33 protein-coding genes and 2 tRNA genes are annotated in these 23071 nt (G+C 45.1%); 11 read left to right on the plus strand and 24 right to left on the minus strand.

Annotated elements, in window-relative coordinates; translation table 11 throughout:
* The 6 genes from RYL88_RS03715 to RYL88_RS03740 all read right to left on the minus strand — a co-directional run.
* Positions 1-493, minus strand: a 493-nt coding sequence (locus RYL88_RS03715) for a hypothetical protein (RefSeq protein ID WP_314989040.1), incomplete at its 3' end; no start/stop codon positions are given.
* On the minus strand, positions 493-1515 hold the full coding sequence (locus RYL88_RS03720) for a hypothetical protein (RefSeq protein ID WP_314989042.1): 1023 nt from the start codon (positions 1513-1515) through the stop codon (positions 493-495). The genes RYL88_RS03715 and RYL88_RS03720, both read right to left, overlap by 1 nt.
* On the minus strand, positions 1512-1649 hold the full coding sequence (locus tag RYL88_RS03725; protein ID WP_297965184.1) for a hypothetical protein: 138 nt from the start codon (positions 1647-1649) through the stop codon (positions 1512-1514). The genes RYL88_RS03720 and RYL88_RS03725 overlap by 4 nt, the downstream gene beginning before the upstream one ends.
* The gene (locus RYL88_RS03730; protein ID WP_314989047.1) at positions 1646-2026 is read right to left on the minus strand and encodes a hypothetical protein; all 381 of its coding nucleotides are present in this window, start codon (positions 2024-2026) and stop codon (positions 1646-1648) included. Before RYL88_RS03730 ends, RYL88_RS03725 begins: the two co-directional genes overlap by 4 nt.
* A 2-nt stretch (positions 2027-2028) precedes the next feature.
* Positions 2029-3012 carry a DUF5309 family protein gene (locus RYL88_RS03735; RefSeq protein WP_314989050.1) on the minus strand — a complete coding sequence of 328 codons (984 nt, stop codon included), beginning with the start codon at positions 3010-3012 and terminating at the stop codon, positions 2029-2031.
* A 164-nt stretch (positions 3013-3176) separates the two neighbouring features.
* Positions 3177-3947 carry a Rha family transcriptional regulator gene (locus RYL88_RS03740; RefSeq protein WP_314989052.1) on the minus strand — a complete coding sequence of 257 codons (771 nt, stop codon included), beginning with the start codon at positions 3945-3947 and terminating at the stop codon, positions 3177-3179.
* Between the two features lie 181 nt (positions 3948-4128).
* Here RYL88_RS03740 and RYL88_RS03745 point away from each other — a divergent pair, with 181 nt between their 5' ends.
* A complete protein-coding gene (locus tag RYL88_RS03745) occupies positions 4129-4347 on the plus strand; it encodes an XRE family transcriptional regulator (protein ID WP_314989054.1) in 219 nt (72 codons plus the stop codon).
* 9 nt (positions 4348-4356) lie between these two features.
* Here RYL88_RS03745 and RYL88_RS03750 read toward each other — a convergent pair whose 3' ends face one another.
* The 16 genes from RYL88_RS03750 to RYL88_RS03825 all read right to left on the minus strand — a co-directional run bounded on the left by RYL88_RS03750 (position 4357) and on the right by RYL88_RS03825 (position 17313).
* Positions 4357-7527, minus strand: coding sequence for a hypothetical protein (locus tag RYL88_RS03750; protein ID WP_314989055.1), 3171 nt, complete (start codon positions 7525-7527; stop codon positions 4357-4359).
* On the minus strand, positions 7524-8729 hold the full coding sequence (locus RYL88_RS03755; RefSeq protein ID WP_314989057.1) for a hypothetical protein: 1206 nt from the start codon (positions 8727-8729) through the stop codon (positions 7524-7526). The genes RYL88_RS03750 and RYL88_RS03755 overlap by 4 nt, the downstream gene beginning before the upstream one ends.
* Positions 8730-8751: 22 nt before the next feature.
* Entirely contained in the window at positions 8752-9120 is a 369-nt protein-coding gene (locus tag RYL88_RS03760; RefSeq protein WP_314989059.1) for a hypothetical protein, read from the minus strand.
* Positions 9121-9130: 10 nt separating this feature from the next.
* Entirely contained in the window at positions 9131-9748 is a 618-nt protein-coding gene (locus tag RYL88_RS03765; RefSeq protein ID WP_314989061.1) for an HIT family hydrolase, read from the minus strand.
* On the minus strand, positions 9741-9923 hold the full coding sequence (locus tag RYL88_RS03770; RefSeq protein WP_297965197.1) for a hypothetical protein: 183 nt from the start codon (positions 9921-9923) through the stop codon (positions 9741-9743). The genes RYL88_RS03765 and RYL88_RS03770 overlap by 8 nt, the downstream gene beginning before the upstream one ends.
* Positions 9904-11484 (minus strand): phage head-tail adapter protein, encoded by a 1581-nt coding sequence (locus RYL88_RS03775; protein ID WP_314989063.1) that lies wholly within the window; start codon positions 11482-11484, stop codon positions 9904-9906. Before RYL88_RS03775 ends, RYL88_RS03770 begins: the two co-directional genes overlap by 20 nt.
* The gene (locus RYL88_RS03780) at positions 11474-11743 is read right to left on the minus strand and encodes a resolvase (RefSeq protein WP_314989064.1); all 270 of its coding nucleotides are present in this window, start codon (positions 11741-11743) and stop codon (positions 11474-11476) included. Before RYL88_RS03780 ends, RYL88_RS03775 begins: the two co-directional genes overlap by 11 nt.
* Before the next feature lie 49 nt (positions 11744-11792).
* Positions 11793-13088, minus strand: a complete 1296-nt coding sequence (locus RYL88_RS03785) for a terminase family protein (RefSeq protein WP_314989067.1) — start codon at positions 13086-13088, stop codon at positions 11793-11795.
* Positions 13075-13617: a hypothetical protein gene (locus RYL88_RS03790; protein ID WP_314989069.1), complete on the minus strand. Its 543-nt coding sequence runs from the start codon at positions 13615-13617 to the stop codon at positions 13075-13077. The genes RYL88_RS03785 and RYL88_RS03790 overlap by 14 nt, the downstream gene beginning before the upstream one ends.
* Entirely contained in the window at positions 13617-13970 is a 354-nt protein-coding gene (locus RYL88_RS03795; RefSeq protein WP_314989071.1) for a hypothetical protein, read from the minus strand. Before RYL88_RS03795 ends, RYL88_RS03790 begins: the two co-directional genes overlap by 1 nt.
* Complete coding sequence (locus RYL88_RS03800) at positions 13967-14131, minus strand: hypothetical protein (protein ID WP_314989072.1); 165 nt, start codon at positions 14129-14131, stop codon at positions 13967-13969. Before RYL88_RS03800 ends, RYL88_RS03795 begins: the two co-directional genes overlap by 4 nt.
* Entirely contained in the window at positions 14128-14772 is a 645-nt protein-coding gene (locus RYL88_RS03805; protein ID WP_297965205.1) for a DUF6475 domain-containing protein, read from the minus strand. The genes RYL88_RS03800 and RYL88_RS03805 overlap by 4 nt, the downstream gene beginning before the upstream one ends.
* On the minus strand, positions 14772-15638 hold the full coding sequence (locus RYL88_RS03810) for a helix-turn-helix domain-containing protein (RefSeq protein WP_314989074.1): 867 nt from the start codon (positions 15636-15638) through the stop codon (positions 14772-14774). The genes RYL88_RS03805 and RYL88_RS03810 overlap by 1 nt, the downstream gene beginning before the upstream one ends.
* Positions 15639-15750: 112 nt before the next feature.
* The gene (locus RYL88_RS03815) at positions 15751-16032 is read right to left on the minus strand and encodes a hypothetical protein (RefSeq protein WP_314989076.1); all 282 of its coding nucleotides are present in this window, start codon (positions 16030-16032) and stop codon (positions 15751-15753) included.
* Between the two features lies 1 nt (position 16033).
* Positions 16034-17092, minus strand: coding sequence for a DNA (cytosine-5-)-methyltransferase (locus tag RYL88_RS03820; protein WP_314989078.1), 1059 nt, complete (start codon positions 17090-17092; stop codon positions 16034-16036).
* A complete protein-coding gene (locus RYL88_RS03825; RefSeq protein WP_314989080.1) occupies positions 17089-17313 on the minus strand; it encodes a hypothetical protein in 225 nt (74 codons plus the stop codon). Before RYL88_RS03825 ends, RYL88_RS03820 begins: the two co-directional genes overlap by 4 nt.
* 135 nt (positions 17314-17448) lie before the next feature.
* Between RYL88_RS03825 and RYL88_RS03830 the strand changes: the two genes are divergently transcribed.
* Together RYL88_RS03830 and RYL88_RS03835 are read left to right on the plus strand one after the other, a co-directional pair.
* A complete protein-coding gene (locus RYL88_RS03830) occupies positions 17449-18114 on the plus strand; it encodes an XRE family transcriptional regulator (protein WP_314989082.1) in 666 nt (221 codons plus the stop codon).
* A gap of 168 nt (positions 18115-18282) precedes the next feature.
* On the plus strand, positions 18283-18726 hold the full coding sequence (locus RYL88_RS03835) for a thermonuclease family protein (protein WP_314989084.1): 444 nt from the start codon (positions 18283-18285) through the stop codon (positions 18724-18726).
* Between the two features lie 2 nt (positions 18727-18728).
* Here the strand turns inward: RYL88_RS03835 and RYL88_RS03840 are convergent, their stop codons facing one another.
* The gene (locus tag RYL88_RS03840; RefSeq protein WP_314989085.1) at positions 18729-18899 is read right to left on the minus strand and encodes a hypothetical protein; all 171 of its coding nucleotides are present in this window, start codon (positions 18897-18899) and stop codon (positions 18729-18731) included.
* Positions 18900-18960: 61 nt separating this feature from the next.
* A complete protein-coding gene (locus RYL88_RS03845) occupies positions 18961-19164 on the minus strand; it encodes a hypothetical protein (RefSeq protein WP_314989087.1) in 204 nt (67 codons plus the stop codon).
* 12 nt (positions 19165-19176) lie between these two features.
* Here RYL88_RS03845 and RYL88_RS03850 point away from each other — a divergent pair.
* The 8 genes from RYL88_RS03850 (at position 19177) to RYL88_RS03885 (ending at position 23005) form a co-directional block, all read left to right on the plus strand.
* Positions 19177-19259: transfer RNA gene (locus RYL88_RS03850), tRNA-Tyr, on the plus strand.
* Between the two features lie 118 nt (positions 19260-19377).
* Positions 19378-19453, plus strand: a tRNA-Trp gene (locus RYL88_RS03855).
* 245 nt (positions 19454-19698) lie between these two features.
* Entirely contained in the window at positions 19699-20010 is a 312-nt protein-coding gene (locus tag RYL88_RS03860; protein WP_314989089.1) for a hypothetical protein, read from the plus strand.
* Positions 20007-20129, plus strand: a complete 123-nt coding sequence (locus RYL88_RS03865) for a hypothetical protein (protein ID WP_314989091.1) — start codon at positions 20007-20009, stop codon at positions 20127-20129. Before RYL88_RS03860 ends, RYL88_RS03865 begins: the two co-directional genes overlap by 4 nt.
* Positions 20126-21025 (plus strand): DUF1351 domain-containing protein, encoded by a 900-nt coding sequence (locus RYL88_RS03870; RefSeq protein WP_314989093.1) that lies wholly within the window; start codon positions 20126-20128, stop codon positions 21023-21025. Before RYL88_RS03865 ends, RYL88_RS03870 begins: the two co-directional genes overlap by 4 nt.
* Positions 21018-21884 carry a PD-(D/E)XK nuclease-like domain-containing protein gene (locus tag RYL88_RS03875; RefSeq protein ID WP_314989094.1) on the plus strand — a complete coding sequence of 289 codons (867 nt, stop codon included), beginning with the start codon at positions 21018-21020 and terminating at the stop codon, positions 21882-21884. The genes RYL88_RS03870 and RYL88_RS03875 overlap by 8 nt, the downstream gene beginning before the upstream one ends.
* Before the next feature lie 18 nt (positions 21885-21902).
* Entirely contained in the window at positions 21903-22121 is a 219-nt protein-coding gene (locus tag RYL88_RS03880) for a hypothetical protein (RefSeq protein ID WP_314989096.1), read from the plus strand.
* Positions 22118-23005, plus strand: coding sequence for a hypothetical protein (locus tag RYL88_RS03885; RefSeq protein ID WP_314989098.1), 888 nt, complete (start codon positions 22118-22120; stop codon positions 23003-23005). Before RYL88_RS03880 ends, RYL88_RS03885 begins: the two co-directional genes overlap by 4 nt.
* Positions 23006-23071: the final 66 nt, after the last annotated feature.

The following is a 23071-nucleotide window of genomic DNA, read 5'->3' on the forward strand; positions in this document are numbered from 1 at the left end:
TTTCAAACGTTACCCCTCCCGATAAAGGAGCGCGTACGCCGTTAGGAAAAATCGTCGTTATATCGCTAAAACATCTATTGCTTATTTGCGTTAATTCCGGCGCTACTATCTTTGTTAGCGTATTAGAATTAAAGCAATCCGATATAGTCTGCGTTTTTGGTATGTTTAACTCTTTTAAATTTCCTCCTAGATTATTAAAACAGTTAGCCCCCAGCGTCTGCAAGGAGCTTAGATTTAACCTCCCGTCCGCGCAAACGGCTCCGAAAGAAGGCTCATCGTTAAAATTATTAGACCCGATGCTTTCTACTTTGCTAAAGTCTAGTCTATTTTTGTGGTAGCCGGGGTTTTGGACGTAGTTTTTATAGCTTGAGGTAAAATTCGCGGGGATATTTTTACCCCACGTTATTTTCATTATTCCTCCCTCGTTTGCTATCGTCGTATGCTCGGGATACGGCGCGCTTACGCTACCGAAGAAAAACGCTCCTTTTAACATTACTGCGCCTTTATAAACGAGATTAGGATTTTATTATCCGTTGGTCGCACAAAATAGCTAAAAAATACGTATCCTTGACCGTACGTAGCTTCGGTTGGGTTTAGGATTACAAAGTCGCTTGAAAAGCCCGTCACGCCGCTTGCGTTGCTTATATACACCAGCCCGCTTTGACCACCGCTTCGCATGCTAGCTTTTATTTGCCCGCTTATGTTCTGGGCGGTAAAATTTACTCCAGTATTAAAATTTATCGTATCGCCGTAAAAGTTTTGCGCTACCGTATACGTGTTTAGTTCGCTTTTACTTGCGTAATTACTAAGTTCGCTCTTGCTAGCATAAGAGCTTAGCTGCGATTTTAGGGCGTAGTTTGTCTTTTGCGAGTTATACGTCTCTGCGTCTAGCTTCGCGTTTAGCTCCGTTTTAGTAGCCAAATTTGCAGTCTTTGCCGTTATTAGCTCATTTGCTTTTGCTTCGCCTATCTTTGCGTTTAGCTCCTCTTTAGTAGCTAGCCCGCTCACGTCTACGCTGCCCGATGTTTCGCCTTTTTTGGCGTATGTTTCGTCTATCTTTTTGCTAGAAAACGTTTTATTTTCGGCCGCAGTTTCGTCGTCGATAGGCGAGGACACGGATTTTAGCGCATCCTCTATCCTGGTTTTTAGCGCGGCTAGCTCTGCGTATTTGCTCTCAAAGCTAGATTTGATTTGCTCAAACTCCTCTGCTTTCCTAGCTAGCGAGGCGTTAAAGGTTTGAGCTTTTATGTCTATCTCGTCTTTGGCGGCCTTACCTACGCGCTCCACGTCGGCCGCTAACGGTTCTAGGTCATTTTTAGCTTTTTCGATTAGCTCTTTTGATTTTGCTACGTCGCTCTCTAGCCCTTGCATTTTCTCCGCTAGATAGCGAAACTCGCGTAACTCGTTCACGTCTATGCTTTTTACGGCAGCCTCTAGGTCTTTGATTTGAGATAGTAGAAATTTTAGCGCTTCTAGTTTTTCCGCGCCCATTTTTAGTTCATATATGCTTGTCATTTGATTAGTCCGCTTTCTTTGATAGTTTTTGTCGTATTTGCAAAGAATTCGCCCGCCTCTTTAAAAAAGGCTAGCAAATCGACCGTAGCCAAAACCCGCGCGCTTAAGATCGCAGGAAACAAATCCCTATTCATAGCCCGTACTCCTTTCCGTAGTTGGCGTTGTAGTCCGCGATGATTTCAAGAGCTAGCGTGCGATAGTAAGTATCTTGATTTAGCAAAAACGCCACTTCGTTAATGACGGCGTACGTAAGCGTCTCATCTATCATCAGATGTTCGTCGGGGTCGTTAAAATTCGGACGATCGGGGTAGGTCAAAAAAGCGTTTTGGTCCACGTTTCGATATACCCGCTCGTTGCTCTCTATGCTGCGCAAAAGCTCGTTTGGTATGCATTTGTTCGCCACGTATAGCATAGCCTCGAAAAACACGTCGCTTAACGTTTCGTCATCGGGGACTTTCTTATCCCCGACGCACTTGAATTTCAAGATTTTTTTTGCATCTTGGCAGCGCATTTTTACGCCTTTAGTCCGACTCCGATCGCAAACGCGTCGGCATTTCTAACTTCTAGGCAGCCTTCGGTATAGTATCTCTTTTGTATAGCCGTTTTTGGCGTAGTAACGTCTTTTAGCTCCGTCGGTACGAGCAGGCCGTTTTTCATATACTCAAAATCCCCCGCGATTAATACGTCGCCTAGTCCGAATTTTTGAGACAAGAAGCGGTGTAGCCTAAAATTTACTTTACCAAAATCGGTATCTAGGCTCACTACGCTAGAGTTTATAGCTTTTTCGTTACCGAATTGCCTAGTAGCGAAGCGATTTATCGCAGGTTTTAACCCCGCGCCTACGAATACGTCCTTAGGTTTTCCGCCCGCATCCCAGATATTTTGAAGTAGGCTTGATAGTATCTCCTCGGTTAGCTGCGTCTCGGTTCCGCTCCAGTTGTTCGTGCTGTCAAAAGCTACCACGTTTCCTCTTTTGCCGCCGCTCCAACTAGCCGCGCCTTTGGCGACGTAGTAGAACATCCCCGCCATTTCGCCCGCCGTCGTATCGGTTCTTACTGCAGGCGCCATAAATACGGATTGTTTTGCGTTTGCGTGGCGACCTAGCCCAAATAGCGCATACTCTATATCCAGTTTATGCTCTTTGGCTCTTTTTGTTACCTCGCGCTGGAGTTCTTTGCCGCCGTACGTAGCCACGGCTTGCATACTTCTTGACACGCTAACGGGCGAAGTGAAAATTTGCGTTGCGTTTGACGTTTTTTGAACGGTACTTTTCCTCGTATCGTTAAAGTCGCTGATCTCTAACTGCGCGTTCTTTTGAGGCGCGGCTAGGGTATCTGTTAGCCAGCTATGCTCGATACCTTTTACGTCGGACGTATCGATAAGACTAAGTATAGGCGTTTCGTCCGGTCCTATTAAAATGATTTTGTCATAGACCGAAGGCTTTAGCCCTTCTCTTGAGGTTGCAGGGGTTTGATAACCCGTAGTAGTGATTGCCATAATTGCTCCTTTTCGTATGGTTTAGAGCGATTATCGCGTAGGTGGCAGTGTCAAATCTACCTAGTTTTGGGGCATATTGGAGACAAATAGTGTCAAAATATACACAATTTGGGGAAAATAGAGAATTTGAGTGTTAAGTTTCAGGGGCCTAAGCCCCTTATTGATTATGCCGGCAACTCGTGTTTTTTCATAAAAAATTCATCATTGTCAAAAATATACGCCTTGACTGCACCAATAGCCGTATAGGACTTCTCTAGCTCTTTTTGTATTTTTAAGAGGTTTGCGACTATCTCGTCGTTTTTAGCCTTTAGTTTTTCGTTTTGGCTCTTTAACCCCTCATATCCTACGCGCCACGCGTTACGATTGCCGGCAATGTCTATGTTGTCGCACCATAGTTGAAAATAGCTCGGGTGATCTGAAGTGATAGGCTTAAATCTCGGGTCGTCGAATATCTTTAGCTTGTCTCGCATTATCGCGATCTGATTATTCGCCTGCGTTAGCTTACCCTTATACCCGCTTATCTCTCTGCGGTGTCTTTTTGTCTTATCTATCAGTACTGCATCGAGTTCGGCGATTTTATTTACGTAGGCTTCAAATTTAAGTTGCTTTATCTCGTCAGCCATTCGATTAAAAGCGTTGATGTACTCAATCTTAAATTTGTACGCCTTTTCGCCCGTAAAACCCATAGCGAGTAAAACGAAGCCGTCTTTTGAGATTTTGTAATATGGCCGGCTTTCGCCTTTTTTGTCCTTATATTCAACCAACGAAAAATTTCGTTCGTTAAATTTATCTTGCGGAAGCCTGCGGATTTGTGCTAGAATATCCGCATGTCTTTTTTCAAAGACTGACTTAATGTCTAAAGAGGTGGTATAGGTTAGGTCGCCTACCGCCTCCAACTCTACTTCACAATTATTGATAATAACTGCGTTACTCATTTTGTCTCCTTTTGTTGGGATTAGGTTCTGCTAGTTAAAAATAACTATTCATTATTTTTAACAATGTAATTGTAATGATTAATTGCTTAATACTGGCTTAATTATATTGCTAATAGTGATTTTTATATTATTATAAGTAACTATTAGCTATTATTATACAATCTTATACTAGGATATGAAAATGAATAGAGATGAATTTAAAACTCTGCTAAGCAAAGCAAAGATCAATAAAAAAGAATTGTCGGAGCTTTTAAATTTGCCGTATGGCACTGTTAATAATTGGGGTACGAGTAACCCTTATCCAGAGTGGCTTAATAGTTGGTTTGAGAATTTTATCAAGGCCAAATCATACGAGGAGATAAAGAATAAGGTTTTTGAGGTAGAGGGTAAAGGCGGGTAACCCGCCCTTTTATTTTTGCTTCTTATCGTCTTTTTGCGTATTCTTGGCCGTTATAGCGACTAGCCGCCTTTTTGCCGCATTGATCGCCGCAAGCTTCGTTTTTGTAGAGATGTCTTTGCTGATGATGGTTTTTCTTAGCATATTGCCGATTTTTTCGGCATCGTCTAGTTCTATTATCTTTTCTACTAGACGATCGGCGGGATTTTGTGATATAATACGTTCAGTGGCAGACGAATACGCTTCGCCAGCGGAATTTGCGTCCTGCTTTAGCGCAGTTTTATCGGCGGCGCTTAAAGGTGTTGGGAGCGTGGATGTCCCAACCGTCTGCCGGCTTACTCTATCCATACGAGCTAAATCCCTTTGCCTTACTTTCGTCGCGTGCGTAACTTCTCCGCTTTGCTTATCCACGGCAAGCTTACCTATTTTGTTATCTTCAAGCCTTTTTACGATCAAGGCATAATCAAGCCTATAATTAGTAAAAAAATGCGTTGGGTTTTCTTTGATTTCCTTGATTAGTTTAAAAACATCAGACGGCTTATCAAAGATTTCGGGGTGTTTGCCGGCTAAGTATTCCAAATCGGCGGTTATCTCATCGGTCGTTATCTTTGATATATCCCTGACGTTAGGCGCTAGGTCGGTCTTGATGACGTAGTCCGTCTTTGCCGCTCCGCCGTCTTTCATCGTCCAGCCATCGCCTTTTACGACTTCTTGTTTTACTTCCGCTTGCTCTAGCTTACTTCCTTGCTCGGCTGTTTCTTTGACAATCCCATCCGCCTTAGCCTTATCTAACTCATTGCTAAATTTAAACTGCGCCTTAGCCATCTCGATGATGTCTATTTTTTCGCTAACGGGTATATCTTTATTCATCGCGGCCTTTGATAGCTTTTCGCCCAGTTCTCGCGCGCTTGACGAACTCATTACGGCATTGTATATAGCGTGTCTTGACGCCGCGGTCTTTCCCATCTGTAAAAACGGTAGGAATTTAACGGTATTTTGCACGGCCCTGTTTGCCGCCATAGTCAAGTATCTCACGGCTACGTTATGGCTGAGGCCTTGCTGGAGTTTAGGGTCTTTAGGCGCTTTAAAAGCATCGGCAAGTGTATGATCGAGTCCGTGGATTTTATTCATCTTTTCGGTTATCTCGATAGCTTTCTTAGCCGCCTCGCTTTTATAGTTCGGATTGTCTTTTAGCGTTTTTAACATCCCCGAGTAATCCACCACTCTTTTGCCACCCATCGTCTCTTTGATATTTCTCTCCAGCGTATTTTTTATCGCCTCGATCTCTAACCTTTCTCTGCTGGGTGCGTCAAGTCCCGATAAATATTCGTTTAGCTTGTCGTTGGTGTTTCTAAATTTCTTATCCAACTTGGCTTGCGTTAGCTCTTTTGTGGTACCTTTTTGTATCCCCTCATAAAGCGAATCGTCCTCTATGCGCTTCATTTGCGAGTATTTGACGTCGGCGTCATAAAGGCTATTTTTTAGCCTTTCCAGCTCCATGCCGCTTTTGCCCGTGCTTGCAAATATCCCATCGTCTAGGCTTTGTTTTAGCCTTATTAGTTTGTCTTTCGTCGACTTATAGTCGGCTTGTCTTATTAAGCTATTTACGGCATGCCTAGCCTCAAATAACGCTTCGGCATCCGCTCCGTCATCCAAAACCTTTAAGATTCTATTGGTTACGGGAGATAAGTCGGTTTGAGATTTGATGTAGGTTTTAACATCCTCGGCTGCCGATCTTATCAGTCTTTCGTCTAGTTTTACGCCATTTGTGTTTATCGCATTTTTTATCTCACTCGTAGTTTTTGCATAATCGTCTTTGATTCTTTTTACGTATTCGCCTAGTATATCGCCCACTTCATCGCCCGTGCGTTCTCCGCTCGCTCCGATCTCGTCGATAAACCTACGCGTATCGTCCTCCAGGATGTCGGCGTATTTCTTAGCAAATTCTGGACTTTCTTTTATAAGCCCGTTAAATTCGTTTATGTGTTTCTCGTCGGCCCTAGCCTTAGCAAATACCAATCTTTGACGCGCGGCCGTATCCTCGTCGGCGAATTTAGACGCTAAATTTTGCGCCGCATCCTCGGCCTTACTCGCTACCCCTCTTAAAATTTCGGGCGTGGCCGAGTTTTCTTTTATGTGTTTTGCTCCTTGAGCTAGTTCGCTTAGCTTTACGTTGGCGTTAGTACTCTGCGGGGTGTATATTTCCATAAGCTCTCTAAGCGCTCTTTGCTCATCTATGGATAAATCCGCGCCGAAGTCGGCTACGTTAGCTTCCGCACCCCTTATGTTTCCGGTTCTAACGTGGTCGTAAATAGGGATGTCGGTTTTTGCGGTTACGTCTTTTAGCGGATGGGTCATATCGGCTACTTTTTCTTTTACGTTTTCGCCGCTCATTTTTAGCTTCTGCGTTGCTTGGGCGGCTTTATCTTTAGCCTCGTTTATCAGCCCTTTCGTGCCTTGATAGCCCCTGATCGCTCCTCCTATTATGGTATCGCCTGCCGCAGATAGTAGCGCGTCCTCGCCCATTTTGGCTAGCGCCTCTTTTGCGTCGAGTTCTCTGCCGACATAGTCGCTATTTGCTACGTAGTCGGCGTAACCGCCGACAGACGTACCTATCATACCGCTTACTAGATTATTTTTAAAGCCCGCTCCGCTTTTTACGCTTGCGGCAGCACCTACTAATGACCAAACGTTATCCCTTATACCGCGACCGATCTGTTTTATCATTCCGTCGTCGAGCGGGGTTAAATCCTCGCCCCGCCTTAAGAATACCTGCCCGCTCTTTTTGTGCGTTACGAGCTCACCCTGGTTGTTTTGAGCCAGTTGGGCGTTTATATTTCTAAAAAGCTCGTTTTTTTGAGCTAAAATTTTATCTCTATCGCCGAATATCAGGTGTGAATTCTCAAGCTTCGAGACGGAATTATTTACTACGCTTCTCACATCGTCCGCGCCCTGGGCTTGAGCTAAATCATTTTTATAGTCGTCCCTAGGTCCGATGCCTCTACCTACCGTATCCGCCGCTATCGTAGCAGCCGCTTTCATCGGATTTAAGCTAAGGGGTAAAATTTGAGGTTCGATAGGCGCGTCCTCTTTTTCAAAACCTATCATTTGCGCCCTCGCTTGAGGCATTAGTGGGTATCTTTGCCTTACTTGATTTAGTTCATCTTGGGTTAAAGGTCTCATTCGTATTCTCCGCTTCTTACAAATTCGTCCGCCGTTTCGGCAGTATATTTTTTGGGTATTTTGGTTTTGCCTAGTATCGCATCGCTTATTTTGTCTCTTTGGGCTTCCAACTCTTTGATTTTGGAGTTTATCGCGTATCTTTGATAACCGTCTTTCGTCGCGTCTCGTTTCGTTCTTAGCGAGCTTATTTCGATGTTAAATATTCTGTTGTTTAACCTTTCGGCTTTTAATGCCGTATCGTTATCAAAGATTGCGCCGTTAAGCTTTACCCCGACTTCTTTTGTAAGGTCTTGTATCTCTCTATCGGCGCGCCCCAGTTTCGTAAGCTGCACGCCCGTATTGGTTAGTATTTGGGCTAAATTTTGCGCTGATTGCGAGCCGTTATCTACCCCCGCCTTTTCCGCGAACCAATCTAAAACCCTATCGCCCCAGCCGTCGTAGCTATCTAGCGGTTTGCCGTATTTGGCAAACTCCTCGCCCGCTTGTCCCAACTTGTCCGTGCCCTCCGATAACCCCGTCATCTCTTTATCGAAGTTATCGTCTTTGTTTAGCTTATCCGTAATGTTTTTGCCCCAGGTCCTATTCGTAGTTACGTAATTAACAAAATTCTGTGCGGCTCTTGCGTAGTCTATCGCCCCGGTGTTTTCGTCAAGCCCGCCGAACATTGCGGCAAACTGCTTATTGTCTTTATTCGTCTCGAAAAAATCTTTTGGATTTAGCGCGCTTGCGCTTATTCCGCCGACGGTCGGCATCGCTCCCGCATCGGCTGCTGTTAGCTTGGCCTCTCTCGCGTCTTTTCTATCTTGCAACATCGCATTTCTAAAAGCGGCGTTTTCGGCCATTTGTTGTTTTCTTAGAGCGATATTTTCATTTAGTTGTTTCTGACGCAAATCATAATCTTTTTGCCATTGATCGGTCTTTATACCTAGCTCGCTTTGCTTAAACTGTCTATTAAAGGCGTTATCGTTCGCCGTCTCTCTTTCGGTTTCGGCGTGGTGCCTTGCCGTTTCGGCGTCTCTTGCCCCGGTTAGCGCCTCGCTTGCCAAATTTGACCGCATAGTCTCATTGATTTTCATCTGATTTTGGTTTTTTGCTACGTTTTCTTTGTATATGTCCCAAAGGGAGCGTCCGACCGCTCCGACTGCATCTATCATGTTCGTGTTGTAGTTGAAATCTACTCTATTTGGGTTAAAGTACGCCACCTTTTTGCTCCTTAAATTTTAATCAATAGCCCTCGTCCTCGTCTTTGCGCCTGCTAAAAGCGGACGAGTTCCACGCGTTAAATAGGTTTTGATTGGCCTCATTTTCCCTTGAAATCTGCCGCTCGGATAGCATTTTATTGAAATCAAACGCTGCCTTTTGCTGCTTCATTAGGTTTTTTGCCGCCTGTTGTTGTGCTATGCCCGAGTACATATTGCCCGCCATTCCTAGAGCGTTCATCCAGTTAGGCGTTCCCGCCGCGTCGCTATTTCCTAGCCAGCTCAAAGCCTTGCCGCCCGCGTTTTTTAAAAGCCCCATAAAGTCAAACCCGCCACCGTTTGCCGCCGAATTCGCAGTTGCCGCACCTCTACTAAATAGCCCACCTAAATCCATTTTCCCCTCCTTATAGCATTCCCGCCGATTTTAAAATCTCGGCGCCTAGTTCGATGTCGCTTACATTCTCGCCCTTTTTTACGCGCTCAAACGCGCTTACTCCGCCCGCGCCCCTGTTGCTGCCGATGATAGGATCAGGCTCGCCGCTTACTTTGGCTAGGCCTATCATCGCTTTTGCGACTGCTTTCCAGCCGTCGTAGTTTTCGCCCAGCAGCGGCATAAAGCCGTTTTCGTCGGCAAATTTGCCTAGCTCCTCTAGCTTGATAGTGGGGAAATCTTTTTTAAACTCCGCCGAGTTCTTGTTAAAAATTTCCTGCTGTCTAGCTTGTTCTGCGGCTGCTGCTTGTGCGGCTTGAAACTGCGCTAATTGCTCTTTGATCTGCCCTATGTCGCCTAGCCCCATACTTTCAAGCATTGCCTGCTGTTCGGGCGTCATTACGGCGGGCGCGCTCTGTTTTGGCGTAGCTTCCTCGCTTTTCGGCGTCTCCTTCGGTGCTTGGGCTACGGGGGCCTCGTTTGTTCCTTTTGCTTCCTGCGGTTCATTTGCCTGCGTAGGCTCTTCGCTTGCGGTATCTTGCCCCTCGTCAAATGCGCCCATTAGCGCCTCTATTGCATCGTTCTCAGTCATTTTCGTTCTCCTTGTAATTGTCAAATACGTCAAAAAGGCTATCGAGAAGTTTTAAATTTCCCATAGCCCCCAGCCTCGCTCTCTTTTTCAGCGTCTCGTTTTCCGCGACGTTTAAGTTTTGCGTATAAAGCGCGCAGATATGCTCTATAAATTTCCTAAAAGCCTCCTTGTTCATAAGCTCCGCCAGCTCCCGCCGCGTCCCATACTCCGCCAATTTGTCCCGGTATAGGCGCATTCTCATTTGCGGCAACATTTAAACTATCCTCCTCTCCTATAAAATTACGCGCATCTTTGATACCGTAAAGCGGCAAAAGTTCAAGCAAAAGCTTTTTATTCGCCTCTTTCATCTTCTCCGCGCCCACTTGATCGCCCGTTTGCAAGCACATCCCAAACTGGACGCCTATCATTTGCCCAGCGTCCATTAACGACCTTTTTTGCACTTCTTTGTTTAGCGCGCCTATGCCCGTGTTTAAATTTACGTTAAAACTCGGTACCTCGCCGCGGTTAAAGCCTGCGAAAAATATCGGGTCGCCGTATTTCCACACGAGAAATGCTAGCCTCTCGAAAATAGGTTCAAAAAAGGTCTCGTTGTAGGTTCTGATGTAGCCTTGCAATCTTACGCTGCCCTCGTTCGCCATAATGCTTGCCATAGTTGCGGTTTCTTTTCTCGTAGTGGGCGCGCCGTTTTGTTGGGGGGATACGCCGCTAACCTCGCTCATCTCGTTTTCTATCGTTTGCAAAGCGGTCATTGCTGCACCGATGTCGCCGGGCGGCACTATTTTTACGTCCGCAGCGCCCTCTGTGAATACCGGCGCGCCCACTTTTTCCAAATCAGCGCGCGATACGCTAGCCGAGCGGTTAAAGATCACTTTTGGCGATACGTGCGTTCTTACGACGTCGGTCACGGAGTTTCTAGTTACGTTTAGCTCGTCTTGCAAAGGCAGCATCGAGGCAAGGGCAGGCTCGCCGTAAGCGCAGATATAATCCTCGTCGTTTTTACCGCGCACTTGCGGGAGCATATACCCAAATACAAACGGTTGCCCGTCTTTTAGCTTTACCGCGTCTCTTAAAATATTGCTCTCGTAGATAGTGCTTACTTGCCACTCTTTGCCTTTGAGTTCGTAAATTTCGAAAAGTTCGAAGCGTTCGTAAGGTTTTTTATCGTCAAAGGCTTCGGGCGTTTCTAACTTAAAAACTCCGCTTTTTAGAAATTCTTTTATGTCCTCGCTCGTTAGATAGATTTTATGCACGAGGAAACGAATATCGTTTAGGTCTCTCGCGCTCGGGTCAAAATACAAGTCGCAAAGCTCTATTTCCTCTATCCTAGCCTCGTTATCCTCCCAATACACTTTCACCGCCGAGGATGCGGAAAAAGGGGCTTTTAAAAATATCGGCGCGAAAACCTTATAAAGATTTATGCGCTCGCAGTAGTGATCTAACGCCTCTTGCCATTTGTCTATCACGTCGTCCGTAGAGTTGATATACGGCTCTAGTTTGGCAAATCTATCGTTGTTAAAATACGTCTCCGTTAGCCCGTCGTAAATCCTTTTTGCTTTTGAATTTAGCTTTGGTATGTAGTTTTTGCTTTTGTTTCTGTCTTTCAAGCTTTGTAAAATTTCAGGCTCTAGCACCAACAAATACGCGTCGTTTAGCTTATCAAACGCGGGTTTATACCGCTCGTAGCCGTTGATCGCAATCTGCCGTAGCTCGTCCAAGTAGCCCGCCCTATCGTCCATCTTTGCCCTCCAATCTATAATATGTGTTTTTGCTAATCCCCGTTAGCTCGCACACTCGGCGCATTCCTACGCCTTTTTCTTTGAGCGCGCTCGCAAATCTTACTTTGTGTTGCTTCGTCGGCACCACTCGCACCCCCTTCGTCCATTCGCAAACCATCGCCGCGACCGATAGCTTGATCGCCTCATCATCTAGCGCGGCTATTTGACGTATGAGCCCGGGGTCTATCCGTTCGTAAATATACTCGACTTGCAGTGTCAAATCTACCCTATTTTGGGGAAAACGCGTTATTTTTGCCATTTTCTTATTCTTACCACCCAAAATCATTGTCTCGCGAGCGCTCGGCTTTGAATTTGGGTGCGATCTTGTCAAAAAACGTAAGCGCCAAAGCGTCCGCGTAATCTGGGCTTACCCCGTATTCTTTTTTAATGGCGTCTTTTGGGAGTATCAAATATCTTTCTTTGCTATCGTATTCGTATTCGATCATCTGCAGCTGCCTTTTGATTTTCTCGTTTGCGTCCATAGATAGCAACGAAAAAGCCTCCCGCAAAGTAAAATACATTTCCGCGCGTTTATTGGCGTATCTGCGCTCATCGGTAGCCTTAAAGCTCGCTTTTGCTTCTCTTACGACGCCTTGCAAGCCCAAATCACAAAGCGTGTCGTATACGCCGGCGCCTACGCCTATCGTATCGATAAAAATCACGTCGGGTTTATGCTCCGCGCGCTCGTAGCGTCCGTATATTTCTCTTGCCAGCCCCGTGATGCTTGCTATCCTGAAACCCTCAAAGCTTTTCACGCGGTAGCCCTCTCTTTGGCAAAGCACGCTTTCGTCGTCTCCGTCGCGAGCCACGTCAAGCCCCCAAACGCCCAGAGCCTTGCCGTTAAAATCCCACGCCGCGCTAAAAGAATTTTCTATCATAGAAAGCGTAAAAAGCGCGTTTGTCGTCGTGTCTAAAAACTCGCCGTAAATCTCTTGCCTTACTACGTCGCTATCCGCTCCGCCTAGCTCTGCGATTAGCTCGTCTATCTCGCCGTGGCGTAGCATCGGGTTTTTGTAGCTGGAGATTTGAAAATTTACCCAGTCTTTGTCGTTTCTCATCCCACGCGAGGCTAAGTCGAAAAACTTATTTTTCCCCTTTGGCACTCCGCCGATAAAAGCCCGCGAAGTCGGATAGTCAAGCAGCATCGGGCGTATAGCGTTGTCCCAAAGGTAGGCGTTTTTTAAGATGATGCCCGCCTCGTTTAAAACGACAATGTCGTAGCCGAAACCCTCGATATTCTCGGGGCGTTCCGCCGATCTCATATCAAGATACGCGCCGTTTATCGTAAGCTTTTTATCCTGCGCGTGAAATTTCCACAGCTCTTTTGGAAGTTGTTTGAGTTCGGGCAAAAAATATCTTTCGTAGTATCTTTGCAAGTTTCCCGCGACAGTATCGACCCAAAGTATTTTTTTGCCCTCTAGTAGCCACTCGATACAAGCGTTAGCCATACCTTTTGTGAATCCGCAGCGCCTGCCTTTTTCAATTGTGGTAAATTTCGCGCCATTCTCAAAAAATACCTCTCGCTGCCAAGGAGCGTATTTTAGATTGAGTTTAATCTCGCTCATTTGCTAGCTCCCGTCTTTCTATCACGATTTTGGTTTCTTCGCTTTGTTGCACGTTGGCGTTATTGATCGTTGTGCTTGACGTTCTTTGATTTACGCCTAGCGTTAGACTGGCTTTATCTATCGCGTCTTGTAGTGCCTTATAATCATTCGCGTTTAGCTCCACCGGCTCGAAATTTTGCACCCCGTCGCCGACGCCCACCTTTTCGTATTTGGTGTTTTTATCTAGCATTTGGGTTATTTTGGCTAGGTTTTTTTGCGTGGCGTTAAATATCAGCCCTCTATTGTACGCCTCATCTTTGGCGGCGGTCATTATCGCGGTCATTTCCGTAGTCGTTAAACTACTTTGTGCCGACAAAAGCGATATTTGCGCCTCAACTAAGCGGTCATTTTTCGGGGTTAGCCCTTTCGTCAAATTCGCAATTGTAGTCTTTGACGCGTTGTATTTTTTCGCCAGCTCCCTTTGTGAAAATTTACCCGTATGAAAATCAGCCAAGATTTTTTCTTTTATCTCGTTTGTTATTTTTGCCATTACCCCGCCTCGCTCACTTTCACTACCACGCCCTTAAACTCGTTTTGCTTACTCATTATGACCTTTTTTACGTATTTGTCCGTATCGTCCTTGATTATTTTTAGCCCTCTTAGCGTGTCTTCAATCATCTTAAAAAGATAGGCGTGGTTGCTTACGTCTAGGCGCGAGCAAAAGCTCATCTCTATACAAACGGGCGCGTCAAATTTAACCGTCTTGCCCCCTAGTGCGTTTTTAGTTAAAAGGCAAATCGCATCCTTTTGGTCTTTTCGTTTATTCCAATGCACGCCGGCGTAAATTTGATTTAGGCTAAGCTCTTTTGTTATTGTTAGCGGGATAAAGAATTCTAACGTCAAAACAAACTCCCTTGCTCGCCTTTTGCTCTTAGCTCGCCCTCGCTTAGTCTTACGCACTCCCTGCCGCCTGCGACGAGTATTTCAACCTCTCCGCTTTCAAAGTCTATTCGCGCCACGTCGTAAAAGTTTCCTCTGTCGTTCGGCCTAAATTCTAGTTTCATACCGCCGCCTTATTTATGCCGCTTAACAAAGCGCTAAGCGCGGGTTTGTTTTGAATAGCTTTAGCCTCTTTTTGTTTTTCCTGCTCGTATGCTATTAGGGCCATCGGGGCTTTATATTCATTGCCTACGAAATACACTGGGTCGTTTTGCGTCTGATAGCCGTCTTGTCCATTCTTCTTAGTGGCCCAACCGAGCAAAATTTCAGGAGCTTGATGCGGAGTTTTGATGTAGGTCTTGTATTGTTTCTCAAACTCGAATTTTCTAAAATTATCCCAATCCTTGCCCTCAAGGTTACAAATTTTCTCCCATCCCCCGTTATTTTTTACGACGGTCATTATGGTTTTGTCCTCAAATACCACATTTTTATTCGGGCCGTGCTTCCCGATAGCGTAGGTCAGTTGATCGAGCGCCAGCCTTGCCTTATCCTCGATGCTGCCCTCTAAAATTTCTAAAAATTCGGCTATTTTTGGCATCGATTGATATACTCTGGTTTGCAGTATCTCGCGCCTAGCTCTTAGCAATTCCTCGCGGCTGAAGCACCCTAATTCGTCAAAATAAAGCATAAGCGCACTCTTGCTTAAATTTGCGTTGAAGTAGTCCATCAAGGGCGCAAATATCTCTAAAAACTCGGTCTTGCTCATCAGTTTATCCTTTCGTCCTCTAAAAATTCCCGCATACTTTGCATCGTGCGTTGCATATTGGCCGTCGGGCTATACCCCCCGCGGTTTGCCGGCGCGGTCTTTTTGTCTTTTGCGGTCCATCGCGAGTAGGCTACGGCAAAGTTCAGGTATTTGTAGCTACTCTTGCACTGCAAGGCCTCGAAAAACTCATCCGCGCTCATTAGGCCTGGGTCATCGCGCCGTTTAGCTTCGATGAATAGCTGCAGTCGCTTCTTGTAGCCCTCGTCAAGCTTGCTAAAGTGCGTTTCTTTCGGCAAAGCAAAACTACTAACGGAGATTTCTAAGATTTCTGGTTCGATTATCTGCGGTTTGCGCTCCTGCGTTTGCGCGTGCTCCCCCTTAAAGGCTTGTAATTTTCCTAGCTTGTAATTATCATGGCTTGTATTTTTAAAGCTTGTATTATTCAACCTATTAATGCGGTTGACGTTTTCGTCAATCGGCGGTTGATTGTTTTGATAACGGCCATTGACGTTTTCGTCAACGGCGTTGATACTTTCGTCATTCGCGGTTGACGTTTTCGTCAACGGCGGTTGATTGAGATTTTCAAGAGCTATCAGCCTGATTTTACGGTTTGTTACTACCGCACCGAATTTATCGTCTTGCGTTTCTATGTAGCCGTATTCTCTGAGCTTGGCTATTTGGCGCGAGACCGTCTCGGGAGTAGTTTTGAATTTCTCCGCTAGATATTGGTTCGAGGCGTAGCAATATCCCTCTTTTGCCGACAGCGACGAGATAAGAAGCAACAAGGGCAACATTTTTTGTATGCGCTTGTCGAATATCCAGCTATTTGGGCATATCGCGTAGCCGTTGTTAAGTTTCTCATTCATTCCTCATCCCCCTTAAATTTCTCCACCGTCAGCCAAGCAAATGCAGCCGACGCCAAAAGACAAATCGCCAAGAAGCCGAGAATAATCCAAATTATCAAGGCTAGCAGCTTCATTATGCTACCCTCTGGGCTACTTTTAAAATCTCCGCGCTATGCCCCGTAACGGCATCCTTTTTGGTGCCGACTACAACCAAATAGCCTCGTTCTAAAAGCTCATTTACGCGGCCGCATACGCCGCACTCTTTAAAGTTGTATTCTTCCCCATACCAGCGCGCTATTTCTTGCCTTGTCGCGCCGTTTGGATGCAATTTAAAGCATTCATACACCTGCGCCCGTTTGCCGTTTAGAAACGGCTTTATGGCGCGGTATGCTCTTACGCTTGTTTCAGCTATCATCTCACGCTCCCAATCTGAATTCTTTATTTTTTGCGAGCTTTATCTGCTCTAAAATCATTTTTACGACATTTACGCTCATTGCGTTTCCCGCTTGTTTATACGCCTGCGTATCGGAAACTACAATTTTGAAACTCTCGGGGAAACCTTGCAGGCGTAAGCACTCTCTAGGGGTTAGCTTGCGTATGCTCTCGCTCTTTAATAAATTATTTTGCTCAAAGCTGCTAGAGCTAATCGTAGGGCAAAGCTCAAACTCATTGCCTTTATTAAAACCTCGTGCGCGTTGTAAAATTTTCGGCTCTTGATTACCGCCTTGCGCCGTGTGTATAGTAGGGGCTACCCCGTCGGTAGCATAAACGCGTTTTATTATGTCGTTGCCTTTTATGTCGAGTTTGCCGACTACTTTTATGAAGTTATCCATAGCGCTCTCTTTTTTCTTAAGGCACGCGATCATCTTGTCGCTCAAAAAATATTTCTCGCCTACTTCGGCATCGAGCATATCGCCCAAATTTAGTCTTAGCGGCCGCTTGGGCGCATAAGAAAAAGCGTGATATTCATCTGCGTTCAAAAACCCCACGATATACAATCGCTCTCTATTTTGCGGGATACCGTAGTCTTTGGTGTTTAGGATTTCGGCGTGGCAGTAGTAGCCTAACCCGCGCAAAGCGTCCAAAAATCTTTGATAGCTTTTGCCGCCGTTGATTGATAAAAAGCCTTTGACGTTTTCATAGACAAAAACGCTAGGGCGAGCTTCGCTAACGACGCGGTAAAATTGCCATATCAGATTGCCTCTCTCGCCGTTCTCGCCTGCGCGTTGCCCCGCTATTGAGAAGTCTTGGCAAGGGCTACCGCCGATCAAAATATCTATTTGCCCGGCGTAAGCTCTAGCGTCAAGATTGCAAACGTCCTCGTAAAAAGCTGCCGGGGCTTCGTGATTGGCCAGGTAGCTTTGACGCGCAAATTTGTCTATCTCGCAGGCAAATATCGTTTTAGCCTCGCTGAATACTTCGCGAGCTGCAAACTCGGGCGCGCCGATACCTGAAAAGAGAGTGGCGAGGGTCATTTTTTAGCCTTTTTAAGCTGTTTGGCTTCGCGCTCGGCACGCTCTATCTCCGCCAAATACGGCTTAATTTCTAGCCCCCATTTGTCCTCTGGGTGCTTTGTTCTGCTTTTTTGGCTTATCCTTAGCCGCGCGTATTTGCTGGGCTTTTTGTCGCGCGACCCAGCCGCGTAGACGTTTGCGCTAGATAGGCAAACGTCATAATCCATTATGTCTAAAATCAATTTTTCTCTATAAGTTAGTTTTTTCATAACCATATATTACATATAGTTCTATTAAGAATTACTTAAAGTAATTTGATTTTTTGATGGAAAAATTATAAAATCTTACAAAAAGTAATTTTTTGTGGGAGGTATTTAATGAAAACATTTGCCCAGAAAATAGACGACCTATTAAAAGACAGGGCTATTACGACACAGCAATTAGCCGACCGCGTGGGCTTTTCTCAATCTCTAGTCAGCCAGTGGAAACTGGGCGCAAAAACGATAGGGAAAAAGAATTTAGCGTCGCTCGTGGATTATTCCGGGTATTCGATAGAATATTGGTATGACGACAATATCGACACTCCCGAAAAAATCGATGAGGGTAGCGAACCCGACAAAAACACCGTATACGTTCCGTTTTTTAAGGACGGCGTAGTTTCCGCGGGCTTTGGTGCAGAAAACGGCGATTTGGGCGATCCCGATATGCTGCCATTTAAGCCCGAGGATTTACGCATAATGTTTAACGTGAGCCCTAAAGCGCGCGTAGGGATAATCCCTTGCTTTGGCAACTCAATGGAGCCGACCATAATGGAAAGTGACTTGGTAGTGTTTTGCCACGACGGACAAGAGGCAATAGAGGGCGCGATATACGTTTGCAGATACGACAATGAATTATTAGTAAAAAGATTTAAAAAACGCCCGTATTTTGCGCTAATAAGCGACAATAAAGACTACGAGCCGATAAAAATCGCAGAGGATCTAAATATTGAAATTCTCGGACGCGTAGTCGGTAGCTACTCCATAAATTCAAAGAGGTTTTAGAGAAGGAGGATAATTTGTAAAAAATCTAAAAGAAAATAGATAACCCCAGGTGCATGCGGAGTACTAAGCCTAAGCCTACCTTGTTGCCAAGACCACAGCATTGATCCTTCACGAGTTATCTTGATGAATTATATCATATAATTTAAGAATTTTAAAACAGGTAAGAATGTGACAGCTTTTAAGCACTTGGCTATCCTTGTGATAGCCTGCCCTCTTTTTGCTCTATCCGTCAAAGTAATCAAAGTATCAGACGGCGACACGATCACGGTATTGCAAGGCAAACAACAGATCAAGGTAAGGCTTTTTGGCATTGACGCGCCCGAGATAAAACAACCCTACGGCAAAAAGTCAAAGCAATTTTTGGCAAATTTGATAGCTGGCGAAGTTGTAGAAGTCGATGAAAACGGCAAGGATAGATACAAGCGTACGATCGGCACAATCTATTTAAACGGCGCAGACATCAACGCTCAAATGGTAGAAAACGGCTATGCGTGGGCGTATCGCAAGTTCTCAAAGAAATATACTGCGCAAGAAAGCAAGGCAAAATCTCAAAAGCTCGGGCTTTGGCGAGATAAAGAGCCTATCCCGCCGTGGGAGTGGAGAAAGCGCTAGTATCATTCCTCTACATTTAGCTTTTCAGCAATCGCCTTTATCGTTTTTTCTGTGTAGTTAGCAGAATTTGCGACATTATCATCAATATTTCTATTTATTTCTATTATTTTGTCTGCTTTTAAATAAATCAAAATTAACATCACTACAACAAACAATCTATACGCCCATAACATATTTTTACCTCTTTTTTAGAAATTATACCACAAAAGCTTTTCTAAGAATAATTACTTTTTATTACTTATATTCACTTATCCAAACAAGGATAGGCTGGATGAGCGAGATTGTATCAACCTCTTGACCGACAGAGCCTGCCCGCGTCGGGCTTAATCTGGTTTTAATCGGATAAATTTGACGAAAGAGCGAAAGCTTGTCGTCCCAGATCAGCCCTGATCGCGCGTGTTTTGCCTTTACGGCATATTCAGAGCTTGAAAAATCCACGCAATTTATATGGCGGACGTATGTTGAGCGGCATAAACTCTTGGACGTCCATAAAACGAGATTTTGGAACGCAGGTTCGACTCCTGCCGTCCGCCACCACAAAAGGTTTCGTAGGCTAACGCCGTTGATGAGTAAAAGGCAGAGATTGCCGTCAAACCGGCTTGACAGTCGTGCTGTCATAGTTTAAGTAAAACACTGACTTTCCTTTTTTATATGGCGGTAGCTTAATCGGTAAAGCTGCGGACTCCAAATCCGCAAGATGTCGGTTCGACCCCGACCCGTCCTGCCACCGTATCTTAACGCAAGCCCCGCAAACTCACGCAAGCATTTAGTCTCCTTAAATAGTAAATTGGTAAACAACGCGGGGCTTGTTTTAGGATACTTCAATAACGGGCTAGTCATCTCTAGCCCTAGAAAGGATAAGCCGTGTGGCTATTTAGGTTATTTAGGCGGCTAGCGAGTTATTTCCAAAAAGGAAACAACTCAAAACGGCTAATCAAAAATATCAGGTTTTTAAATTTGAAAGGATAAAAAATGACACAAGAAAAAGCCGAAGCAAAAATCAAAGAGTATATGCAAGAGATTTGCGAGCGGGCAGACAAGGACGATATTTACGGCGGGCTTGATAGTCTCTTCGAGCATGAGGACGACACGGACGTAGTTTTGTGCATCCGCGAGTATTTGAGCGAACACCCGAACAAAAAAGTAAGCGAAATGCTTGATGAACTTCTAGCGGATAGGCGCAAAATCAAAGAGGAATATAAGGCAAGGATAGCAAAGACGACGGCTCAAATTTTAGAGCCGTTTCGAGTAATTACCGATGAATTTGAAAGGATAGCGATATGAGCGTTGAAGCATTTAAATTTTACGCCTCTCTATTCAAGAGAGGCGACGAAATGGACAGATATTTGACCGTCGGCGAGTTTATCGCCTTTGTAAAATCATTTCAAAAGGATAACCAATGAACGAAACAATGCAATTAATCGTAACTTACGAGGCAAAAACGGCGGATAGCCAAACGCTAACCACAAACTTTGAGGAAATCAAAGCCGAAGCGCAAAGGCAGGTTGAAAAATACTCCATCGACGTAACCGAGGAAAATATCCCCGAGGCAAAAAGGGTTATGGCAAATTTTAATAAAGTCAAAGCCGAGATCGGGGAGCGGTATAAATTTTTCATAGATAAAATTTCAGCCCCCGTAAATCAGCTAAAAGCCGAGAAAAAAGAGATCGAAGCCATCATCACGGACGGCCGTCAAAAGATAGCCGACGGCGTGGCTAATTTTGAAAACGCCAAACTTGAAGTAATCGCCGCAAGGATAGCAGAATATACGAAAAGCCTTTGCGACGAAAAGGAGTTAAATTTCGAGCGTATCAACACGTCTGATCTAATCAAGTTAAGCGCGGTAACGCCTGCCGGCACTCTAGCAAAAGCTACTAAAGACGCGATAGAGCTTAAAATACAAGCCCTTGAAAATGAAATCTTGCAAGCCAAACTCGCCGAGCAAGAAAAAGCGGCTAGAGATGCCGAGATAGCCGCGCAAGCAAGACGAGAAGTAGAAGAAAAAGCGACAAAAGAAAAGGCTGAAATTTTAGCTCGTGCTGAAAGAGAAAAACAAGAAGCGGTAGAGCGCGCGAGAGCCGAGCAGGCAAGCCCGCAAGCTTTTTACGACGCACAACGTGAAATTTTGCAAAAACCGCGCGATGCAGGTGACGGCAAGGCTATCTACACTATTCGCGCCGAGTTTGAGGTCAAAGCCCCGATAAATGCTCCGCACGACAAACTCACGGCTAAAATCAAAGAGATGTTAGCCGCGGCGGGTATAACAAATTTAAGCAAAATCGAGGTGTTAAATGCTTGAGATAGATTTGGGCGAAAGGCCTAAATTTAAATACCCCCTAAACACAATGATAAAAGATTTATCGAACAAAGACTATCACGAGGCGGGTGGGCTAAGCTCGACCCGTTTTGATTTAATACGAAAAAGCGTAAGAGCCTTTAAATTTAGACATAAATTCGACTTTTGGAAACCCTGCTTCGACGAGGGTACGCTTTGCCACGACTGCATCTTAACGCCCGAAAATATCGAAAAAACCTACATCGAAAGTCCGACTGTTGGGCTAGACACAAAAAAGGCCGAGGCGTTACGAGAAGCCAACCCAGACAAGATCGTAGTAGCCAAAGGGATGATAGAGCATTATTTAGAAATCTCCGAGATCGTTAATGACTTCGTGCCGTTCCTTAAATACGCCGACAAGGAAGTGAGCTTTTTTCACTACCACAAAGACGCGGATTTGCTTATGCAGGCGCGGCCTGATATTTACATCCGTAAATTTGGAATGCTTTACGACCTCAAAAGCACGAAAGCCAATAACCAAGAGGAATTTGAAAAAATCATCGAGCCGTATAACTACGATCTATCGTTAGCTTACTACAACGACGTCTTAAATTTATGCGGCTACAAAACGGACTTAGAGCTTATGGGTTGGCTTTGCATCCCTAAATCCGCGCCGCACATCCCGTTTATGGTAAGTGTGAGCGAGGAGTTGCTAGAAAAAGGGCGTAGCAAATACCAAGAGCTTTTAACTCGGTATATGGACTACATTGCCGCCGAAAAAGAACTAGGCGAAAAAGATATGAATTTAATAATATCCGACCTTGCTAGATATAAGGCGCACAGTTACGAATACCGTAAAGAAAATTACGTAAATGCGGCATAAATTTGAAAGGATAAAAAAATGAAAGTAAAAGCGAGTTTTAGAAACATTGAGATAGAAACAGACGTTGAGCCCGTGAACGATGGCTACTTTAATTTAGATTTTGACGGCGCATATCTAATGGAGATTTTTTACGACGGCAAAGAATTTGTGCCTACAGGCAGAATAATGGACGGATGGGGTAAAGGCGGCGTGCCTTTTGAAAATAGCGAAGTAAAAATTGAAAGGATAGGCGAATGAGCAACGACCTAATAACGGCAGAAGTGCAGCGATTTGAGCTAGAGCAACGCAAAGCAAAAGCCTTTAGCTTGTCTGCCTTTTTCCCAAGGCATTTAATGGGGCAAGGACCAAACGGGGCGCAAATATCGGTGGCGAACGCAACTATTGTGTACGACATCGCCTACAGAATGAATTTAAGCCCACTCGAAGTGGCTCAAAGCATTTTCATCATACAGGGCAAGCCTAGTTTTGAAACGAAATTCCTAGTCGCACGACTAAACACGAGCGGACTTTTAAAAGGCAGGCTTAATACGATCGTATCCCAAGACGGGCAAAGCGCATATTGCGAAGCGATAGACGCCCAAACGGGCGCAGTCTTAAGAGGCACTACGATCACTATGGAAATGGCAAAGCGCGAGGGCTGGCTAGGCAAAAACGGCTCAAAATGGCAAACAATGCCGACGCTAATGCTAAAGTACCGCGCGCAAAGCTTTTTCATAAATGAGTTTTTCCCCGAGGTCAGGTTAGGACTTCGCACAAAAGAGGAAATACAGGACATAGTAGAAGTCGAGGAAATAAGCGAGCCTAAAGAAGCGTTTAAGCCCGCCCCGGCACAAAACCTAAACGAGCTTTTGAGTAGTTCGGAAAAACCGAACAGCTCAACCGTCAAACAAAATTTGACAGTTGACGAAGCCGACTACATCGAAGCCGCGCCCGTTGAAGTAGAAATCGACGTAAATGAGGACGTATTGCCGCTTGACGCTTTGCAAAGCGAGCTGATGAATAGAGGCGCAAGCGAGGTCGAAGCCGAAAAGCTTTTGGAAAGAGTATCGCCCGACGAGGCAAAAGCGTATTTAGCAGACCCGAACAGTATCGATGCGTTGATGGAAGATTTGAGAGGGTAAAAATGAACGTCATAAATCAAGTCGTAGCGAATGATTACGCCATTTATAACGGCGACAGCTGCGAGG

Source organism: uncultured Campylobacter sp. (genome assembly GCF_963517995.1).
Classification (GTDB): domain Bacteria; phylum Campylobacterota; class Campylobacteria; order Campylobacterales; family Campylobacteraceae; genus Campylobacter_A.